Source organism: Mesorhizobium sp. M7A.F.Ca.US.002.01.1.1 (assembly GCF_004022955.1).
GTDB classification, from domain to species: Bacteria; Pseudomonadota; Alphaproteobacteria; order Rhizobiales; family Rhizobiaceae; genus Mesorhizobium; species Mesorhizobium ciceri.
Map to the genome: position 1 here is coordinate 1 of NZ_RZQE01000253.1, position 8437 is coordinate 8437.

Consider the following 8437-nt stretch of genomic DNA (forward strand, 5'->3'; position numbering starts at 1 on the left):
CATTTCATATTTGGAGCTGTCGCTGAGCTCCGTGAACCAGCCCTTGAACTGCTCGGTCTTGAAATGGGGATCCTGGTCGGCACCGTTGTGGATCGGGACGACGCCGACTTCCTTGGCCCATTCCAGATTGTCCTTCGGCGACAAAAGGGTCGCCATCAGCTTCCAGGCGTCGTCCTTGTGCTGCGAGTTGGCGAACATGGCCCAACCGGCATAGCCGAGTGTCGGATAGGATTTGCCGCTCGGCCCGACCGGCAATGGCGCTACCGCGAAATCGTCGGCGCTCATCTTGTCGGCGATGCCGAGCAGCGCGTCCGGATCCTGGTTGAGCATGGCGCAGGTGCCGGAATAGAAGCCGGTGACCGTTTCGTTGAAACCCCAGCTCACCGCATCCTTCGGCGCCAGTCCGTCCTTGTACATGTCGGCCAGCATCTGCAGGCCCTTGACCGAGCCCTCCTCGTTGATCGTCGAAGTGCCGTCCTCGTTGAAGTAACCGCCCTTGCCGGCGGCGATGTTCATGAACATGTGCATGCCATTGAAGGCGCCCGGCCCGCCGCGCAGGCAGTAGCCGTACTTGCCCGGGAGCGCGGAAATCTTCTTGGAATCGGCGACGAAATCTTCAAGCGTCGCCGGCGGGCCATCGAGGCCGGCCTCCTTGAACAGTTTCTTGTTCCAGAACAGCGCGTTCACATAGTAGCCGTAGGGGATCATGAACTGGGTGTTGTTGACGGTCGAGCCGAACTGTTTCGCGCGGTCGCCAAGCGTCTTGGCGTCATCCCATTTGGCCATATACGGGCCGAGATCCTCGAGTTGGGCATTGTTGGCATAGAGGCCCATCCAGCGCTCCGGCATCTCGACCACGTCGGGCGTATCGCCGGCCTGCACCATGGTCAGGAATTTCTCGAACGCCTGCCCCCAGGGCAGCGAGATCAGCTCGACCTTGATGCCTGGATTGGCCGTTTCGAACTCCGCGATCTGCTTCTTCAGGAATTCGGTGCGTGGCGGGCTGGTGATGACTTCGACCATTTTCAGGGTCGAATCGGCCACAGCATTTCCGGCGGAAATCGCCAGTCCCGCAACGGTGGCAAGCATGACGGTCAGTTTTTTCATGTTCAAGACTCCCATTTTGAACCCGCTTGTTATTTTCTGGCTTTTTCGAAGGCTTGGGCGACGTCAGCCCACAGGTCTTCGACACTCTCCAATCCGACATTGAAGCGGATGGTTCGGGGGCTGACGCCGAAGCGCGCCATCGAATTCAGGCCCGGCGTCTGCTCCAGCGACGCCTTGGCCGGCACGACCAGGCTTTCATGCCCGCCCCAACTGACGCCGATGCGGAAATATTTCAGCGCGTCGACGAAGACGGGGATGTCGATCTCGTCCGTAACCTCGAAGGAGAACAGCCCGGCATAGCCGGCCAGCGTCGCCTTGCCCAGGTGGTTCGAATAGACGGGATGGTTGACCCGCTCGACAGCGGCATGCGCCTTCAGCCGTTCGGCGATGGTCAGGCCGCTCTTCATGTGGTGCGGCAGGCGCAGCGGCAGCGTGCGCAGGCCGCGCAGCAAAAGCCACGCCTCGAACGGTGACAGCTTGCCGCCGAGATAGGAATAGGTCTGCTCGTTGATGTGCTTGATGTAGGCAGCCGAACCCGCCACGACGCCCGCGACCGTATCGCTGTGGCCGCCAAGGTATTTCGAGGCCGAATGCAGCACCAGGTCGACGCCATGCGTGATCGGCTTCTGGAACACCGGCGTCGCCCAGGAATTGTCGATCGTGGTGACGATGCCCTGTTCCTTGGCCAACCGTGTCAGATGCGCGATGTCCTGCAGCTCGAACATCATCGAGGTCGGGCTTTCCAGATAAAGCAGCTTGGCGCCGGGAAGTGCCGCCGCGACCGCATCCGGCTCGGAGCCGTCGACATAGTCGACCTTGATGTTGAGGCGCGGCAACAGCCGCTCGAACAAACGGTAGGCATCGCCATAGCAATTGCGCACCGCCACGATGCGCTCGCCCGCACCGACGAACGCAAGCACTGTGGCGCTGATCGCCGCCATGCCACTGGAAAAGCCGCGCGCGGCTTCTGCGCCCTCGAGCGCTGCCACGCGCGCCTCGAACTCCATCACCGTGGGATTGTCGCCGCGCGAGTAGATCGGCTGCCTTCGTTTGCCGGCAAAGGTATCGGCCATCTCGGCATAGTTGGCGAAGGTGAACAGCGAGGTCTGGTAGATCGGCGGCACCACCGCACCGCCGGGGAACGGTTCGTCATGCGCCAAAAGCGTGGCCGCTTCGGTGAGATACTCGTAATCGAAACCTGATGGATGCTCGTTCATGTCTGGCTCGAGAGTTTGAGTTTGGCCGCGCCGCGCTTGAGGTCGTCCTCGACGGTGGCGATCAGCTTGAGCGCCTCGGCGCGAGCGCCCTGCGGATCGCGGGCAGCAATGCGTTCGTAGATGGTCCGGTGGTAGGGAAAGCTGGCGTGGCCGAAGTCACGCACGCCGAGCGGATGCTCCCAGAAGCGGTGAAACAGCTCATGCATGGCGGCGATGATCTGCTCGAACAGCGGATTGCCCGAGACCCGGTAGATCGCCTGGTGGAACTCCCAATCCTCTTCCGACGACATGCCCTCGCGCGTGCGGAACGCCTGTTCCATGATGTCGAGCTTGCGTGCGATCTCGGCAATATCGGCTTGGCTGGCGCGTTCGGCGCAAAGGGCTGCTGCCTCCGCCTCCAGCGCGCGGCGGATCTCCAGCGTCTGCATCAGGCTGGTGAAATCATTGCCGCCGGCCAGTGTCAGCGGCATGTGCAGCATATCAGGCGAAACAGCCGCCTTGAGATAGGTGCCGCTGCCTTGCCGGCGTTCGACGAGGCCGAGCCCTTCCCAGCGTGTCAGAGCCTCGCGCACGGTGTTGCGGCTGACCTTCAGCCGCTCGGCGAGAATGCGTTCGGTTGGGAGTCTGTCGCCCAGCTGCAGGGCTTCGGCGCGAACAAATCCCACCAACGCCTTCAACACGGCGTCGTCGCGCGCCGTGATTTGAATGGGTGGCAGGCTGTTCTGGTCCACATTTCCTCCGAGTGGTCCAATGGTCCAACCAATTCTGCACAGTTGAAAACTCCTGTCAACCAACTGTCAGGAGCACTGTCGGAGGAAGCGACGCAATATTCTCAAGGCGGTCGCGCGATCGCTTCGATCGCGTCTGCTAACCTGCGGCAGCAGGCGGCCCGAACCAGGTGGTCAGCGCGTCCACAAGGCCCCGTTGGGCTCCCGCCCCGGCCCAAGCCACATAACCATCGGGCCGGATCAAGGCCGCGTCGGGCGCAACGACACTCCCGAGAGCCGGGAGGTCCCAGATACCGGCGTAACCGGCGTCGATCTGCCGGACCCGTTCTGCCCAAGGCGCGATGTCCAGTCTGCCGGGCTCACCGAGGTTGAGCAGCACGGGCCGCGCGTCGTGCAGCAAGGTGAAGACCCGCAACGGTCCGCCGGCGGTGGTCAGATCGAGATCGGGCATTCGCCGCCCAAGCAGCGGGTGCCCCTCGCCGAGGTCGTAGTGGACACCCAGGCCGGACATCTCGGCTGCGATCTTTTTGCGGGGTTCATCCATGCCGAGCAACTCGGCAACGGTGTCGGCCAAGGCCTTGCTGCGGTCATCCGTGCGGCGAAGCGCGACCTGCGCCATCGTGTTACGCAACACGCGGGCGGCAACCGGATGGCGCTCGGCATGATAGCTGTCGAGAAGGCTTTCCGGCGATATCCCCTTGATGACCTGGGCCAGCTTCCATCCAAGGTTCACCGCATCCTGCACGCCGATGTTGAGGCCCTGTCCACCCATCGGCGGATGGACGTGGGCGGCATCGCCGGCCAGGAGCACGCGTCTGTCGCGATATGCGGCAGCCTGGCGCGTCATGTCGGTGAAGCGGGAGAGCCAGGTCGGGCTGTGGACCCCGAAATCGGTGCCATAGATGGCAGCCAGCGCCTCGCTGAGCTCGCGTAGCGTCGGTTCGCCGCGCGCCTCCAGGCGGGGCTCCGTCAGCACGACGCCAACCTTCTTGCCGTCCTCGATCTTACCCAGGGCATGAATTCCGGAGGCGTTGCTGCGGAAGCCCCATGGCGGTTCTTCCGACATTTCGACCTCGGCAATCATCCAGCTCATCGTCGGATCCCATCCGGCGAACTCGATACCGGCCGCCTTGCGAATGGTGCTGCGGCCTCCGTCGCAGCCGACCAGATATGCGGCCCTCAGGCGGTGACCGGTGGACAGTTCGACGTCGACGCCGCTGTCGTCCTGGATAAACCCCGCAACCTCGTGTTCACGATAGATCGGCACCTTCAACTCGCCGACCCAGTCGGCCAGGATGCGCTCGATGTGGTTCTGCCGCAACGCCAACAGGTAATTGTGCCGGGTTGGGAAATCGCTGATGTCTAGGCGGATCATGTGAAAACCTACGGCCGGGCTCACTTGGCCCTGCGAGAGGAACCGATCGGCAATTCCGCGCTGGTCGAGCACCTCGATGGTGCGTGCATGGAGGCCGCCTGCGCGCAGGCCGGCAAGTTTCTGATCCGGCCGCCTTTCGACAATGGCAACGTCGACGCCTGCTAGCGCCAGTTCGCCCGCCAGCATCAATCCCGTCGGACCACCCCCGGCGATCACCACCGCATGATCTGAAACCATTGTCGTCACTCCCGTTTTCCGCACCTTGGTTCGGGTCGGTTTTACGGGAGGAGCCGGGTCTTGCCGCAAGCCCCTTGTGCGCCATATGTACGAAATGGAAGGGAACGGTATTGTTCCCCCTGTGGGTTGCCGCGGAACAAGCGCTCGGGGCAATTTCCCCTAACGATATCCAGATTTTCAGGCGCAAAAACCCAGAGTCTTCCGTGCTTTGGCACGGAGCTCTGATGTTCATTGGAAAGAAGGGGGCCGGTCGGCGTTTGGCAGCGGTACGAGGAGGCCACTATGTGCCAGCGCCGGCCGGCCGACCCCACGGACCCAGGAGATGCGGCGGACCTGAGCATCATGGGGTATTCCCAGGGACCGGAGCCGGCGGTCTATCCTCGTGCCGGCTTCGTCTTGGCCTGCACAGTCGCGCAAGAGCTTATGAAAATCAACAGTTTCTTAACCAAGGCTCGCGAATCGCTTGGATTAAGGTAAACGGGTAACCCTGTCGGGTTGACTGGATAATCGGGGCTGGATCACTACGCCGCCTTGGCGACGACCCGATTGCGGCCGCCGCTTTTGGCTTCGTAGAGCGCGAGATCGGCACGCTTCATGAGCGCCGCCACCGTGTCCACGCCCTTCAGCACCGACGACACGCCGACGCTGACCGTGACTTCGATCGCCTTGCCGTCCTGGCCGATGGCGAAAGCCGCCTGGGCGATTTCGGCGCGAATGCGCTCGGCCACCTTCTCGGTCACCGCGCCCTCGGTATCCGGCATCACCACGACGAATTCCTCGCCGCCAAAGCGGCAGGCAAGGTCGATACCCCTGACATTCTTGCGCAGCCGCCGTGCGAATTCCCGCAGCACCTCGTCGCCGCCATCATGACCGTGCGCGTCGTTGATCGCCTTGAAGCGATCGAGGTCGGTGATCATCACCGACAGCGGCCGGCGCCGTGCCACGGCGCGATCGAACAGCGTCTGCAGATGGCTGTCCAGATAGCGGCGATTGTGCAGCCCGGTCAGACCGTCGGTCACCGCCATTTCGATTGTCTGGGTGACGCTGGCCCGTAGCTGGTCGTTGTAGCGCTTACGGCGCACCTGCGTGCGCAGCCGTGCCGTCAGTTCCTGCTGGTCGATCGGCCGCATGAGATAGTCGTTGATGCCGAGTTCCAGGCCGCGAATGATGCGTTCCTCCTCGCCCTCCTCCGCCAGCAGGATAATCGGCACGAAGCGGGTGCGATCGAGCGAGCGCAACTGCGAACAGAGCCTCAGCGGATCGAAATCGGCGAACGCGGTCGAGATCATCACGCATTCATAGGATGTCTCGGCGGCCTGGAAGAAACCGGCATGCGGATCATGTGTGACGTCGAGGTCGGCCCGATCACGCAGCATCTTCTGGATGCGCTCGACGGATGTTTTGCGCTCGTCGATCAAAAGCACTTTCGGCGTCGTGTCCTCGGATGCGAAATTGCGGCTGAGCAACTCCTCGATGCCGATGTTGCGCGTCGTCGAGGCGCGCAGCCGCAACTCGTCGGTCAGCGACTTCAGCCGAACCAGGCTCTTGACGCGCGTCATCAGCTGCAGGTCGTTGACCGGCTTGGTCAGGAAGTCGTCGGCGCCAGCCTCAAGCCCGCGGACGCGGTCGGAAACCTGGTCCAGCGCGGTGATCATCACCACCGGAATGTGCGATGTCGCCGGATCGCTCTTCAGCCGCCGACAGACCTCGAAGCCGTCCATATCAGGCATCATCACATCGAGCAGCACGACATCGACCTTGCCGTTCTCGCAGGTCTCGATCGCATCCGGCCCGTTGGTGGCGGTCAACACTTCGAAATATTCGGCCAGCAGCCGCACTTCCAGCAGCCGCACATTGGCAGGGATATCGTCGACGACGAGGATCCGCGCAGTCATTTCATAACGCTCCGACTCGGCTGAAGGGGCACATCACGCATCGCCCAGATAGGATTTGATGGTTTCGATGAAACGCGGCACCGAGATCGGCTTCGAAATATAAGCCTCGCAGCCACCCTGGCGAATACGTTCCTCGTCGCCTTTCATGGCGAAGGCGGTCACGGCAATGACGGGGATGACGTGCAGTTCGTCGTCCTCCTTCAGCCATTTGGTCACTTCAAGCCCCGACACCTCAGGCAACTGGATATCCATCAAGATGAGATCCGGCCGGTGCTGGCGTGCCAGATCGAGCGCTTCCAGACCGTTGCGGGTGCGCACGGTCTCGTAACCGCTTGCCTCGATGAGGTCCCGAAAGAGCTTCATGTTGAGCTCATTGTCCTCGACGATCATAACCTTCTTCGGCATCGATATCCCGTCCCGGCCGCCCTTCCGCTTCGAAGGCGACCGTCATGCGCCCATGTCTGAACGCACCAAACCCTGCTTCACTTTACGGCAATATGATTGACGAAACGGAAATCCGCGGCTGGAAAACAGCGCGAATTCTACCTCGTCGCCTGCGCGTCCAAAGGGCGCGCCACGCTCTAATGGCTTGCCGCAAGCAACTCTTGCCATTACTGCGGGAGAGACTCATCCACACACCGAAGGTAGTGATGGCAAACGCAGCGTCAATGCGCGAAGAAGCGGAATCGATTGCCGTGAAGGCCCTGGGCTTTGTCGCCTCCGATCCGGAGCTTTTGCCGCGCTTTCTGGCTATCACCGGCATAGAGGTCCATTCGATCCGCAAAGCCGCCAGTGAGCCAGGTTTCCTGGCTGGTGTCCTGCAATTCATCCTCGCCCACGAGCCGACGCTGATGCGCTTTGCCGAGGAAACCGGCACCCCGCCGGCTGCTGTCGGCAAGGCCCTGCGGTCGCTGCCGCTGGGCGATGACAACCACGAGCATTCCATATGAGCGATGATCCAGAAACAGCGCGCCAGATCGAAGAACTGGCAGCCGACAACCGGCCGTTGCTGGTGCTCGATGTCGACGATGTCGTGCTCGAATTCATCCGCCCGTTTCCGAATTTCCTCAAGACGCGTGGCTATGGCCTGACGCTGGCCTCGTTCCGGCTGACCGGCAACATCGCAGAGACGGCCAGCGGCCGCCTGATCGAACAGCCCGAAGTCACGGCACTGCTGGGCGATTTCTTTGACACGCAAGCCGATTGGCAAAACATTACGGACGGCGCGGCAGAGGCCCTGGCAGGGCTTGGCGACCGCGCGGAAATCATCTTGCTGACGGCCATGCCACACAAACACCGTGCCGTGCGTCGTGTCCATCTCGACGCGCTTGGACTGAGCTACCCGCTTCTGACCACTGAAATGGCCAAAGGACCGGCAGTGGCCAAGCTTCGCGGCAAGGCCGGCCGACCGGTGGTCTTCGTCGACGATCAGCCGCACAATCTGGCGTCGGTGCGGGAATCGGTCGCCGACGCCGAACTGTTCCACCTGATGGCCGACAATTCGCTGCGCGCATTCCTGCCTCCGGTGACGGACGATGTGGTCGTCGTCCAGGACTGGCACGAAGCCGCGCCGAAGATCGCAAGCGCGCTGGGGCTCTAAACTCCAGCCTTCAAGGGTTCAGTTTCGCACCTGCGCCGCCGCTGTCGTCCCCGCTGTCATCGTCGCCGTCACCATCGTCCACGCTGTCGTCCACGGCCGGATCGGCAGGCTTCAGCATGACGCCATTGACGGTGACCGAACCGTCGGCCTTGGCGTTGACGATCCATTCCAGCCGGCCATCGGGCAGCGTCTTGCCAAAGCCCTTCGCCATGAGAGCGACTGGCACGTATTGGGCCACCTCCGGTTCCGACTTTGCCGCTTCCTGCAGGCCTTCGACA

8 protein-coding genes and 1 pseudogene are annotated in these 8437 nt (G+C 62.3%); 2 read left to right on the forward strand and 7 right to left on the reverse strand.

Annotated elements, in window-relative coordinates:
* The 6 genes from EN932_RS22125 to EN932_RS22155 form a co-directional block, all read right to left on the reverse strand.
* On the reverse strand, positions 1-1107 hold a 1107-nt coding region (locus EN932_RS22125), incomplete at its 3' end, for a sugar ABC transporter substrate-binding protein (protein ID WP_164890568.1).
* A gap of 29 nt (positions 1108-1136) precedes the next feature.
* Positions 1137-2324 carry a PLP-dependent transferase gene (locus EN932_RS22130; protein ID WP_127385646.1) on the reverse strand — a complete coding sequence of 396 codons (1188 nt, stop codon included), beginning with the start codon at positions 2322-2324 and terminating at the stop codon, positions 1137-1139.
* Positions 2321-3055 carry a FadR/GntR family transcriptional regulator gene (locus EN932_RS22135; RefSeq protein ID WP_013531928.1) on the reverse strand — a complete coding sequence of 245 codons (735 nt, stop codon included), beginning with the start codon at positions 3053-3055 and terminating at the stop codon, positions 2321-2323. The genes EN932_RS22130 and EN932_RS22135 overlap by 4 nt, the downstream gene beginning before the upstream one ends.
* Before the next feature lie 136 nt (positions 3056-3191).
* Entirely contained in the window at positions 3192-4664 is a 1473-nt protein-coding gene (locus EN932_RS22140) for an FAD-dependent monooxygenase (RefSeq protein WP_128337775.1), read from the reverse strand.
* A gap of 521 nt (positions 4665-5185) precedes the next feature.
* A complete protein-coding gene (locus EN932_RS22150) occupies positions 5186-6559 on the reverse strand; it encodes a PleD family two-component system response regulator (RefSeq protein WP_128369068.1) in 1374 nt (457 codons plus the stop codon).
* A gap of 33 nt (positions 6560-6592) precedes the next feature.
* The gene (locus EN932_RS22155; RefSeq protein ID WP_013531932.1) at positions 6593-6964 is read right to left on the reverse strand and encodes a response regulator; all 372 of its coding nucleotides are present in this window, start codon (positions 6962-6964) and stop codon (positions 6593-6595) included.
* A 245-nt stretch (positions 6965-7209) separates the two neighbouring features.
* Here EN932_RS22155 and EN932_RS22160 point away from each other — a divergent pair, with 245 nt between their 5' ends.
* The gene (locus EN932_RS22160; protein WP_024503583.1) at positions 7210-7509 is read left to right on the forward strand and encodes a DUF3572 domain-containing protein; all 300 of its coding nucleotides are present in this window, start codon (positions 7210-7212) and stop codon (positions 7507-7509) included.
* A complete protein-coding gene (locus tag EN932_RS22165; protein WP_013531934.1) occupies positions 7506-8159 on the forward strand; it encodes a hypothetical protein in 654 nt (217 codons plus the stop codon). The genes EN932_RS22160 and EN932_RS22165 overlap by 4 nt, the downstream gene beginning before the upstream one ends.
* A 10-nt stretch (positions 8160-8169) precedes the next feature.
* Here the strand turns inward: EN932_RS22165 and EN932_RS22170 are convergent.
* Positions 8170-8437, reverse strand: a pseudogene (locus EN932_RS22170) (hypothetical protein); the annotation flags it as partial.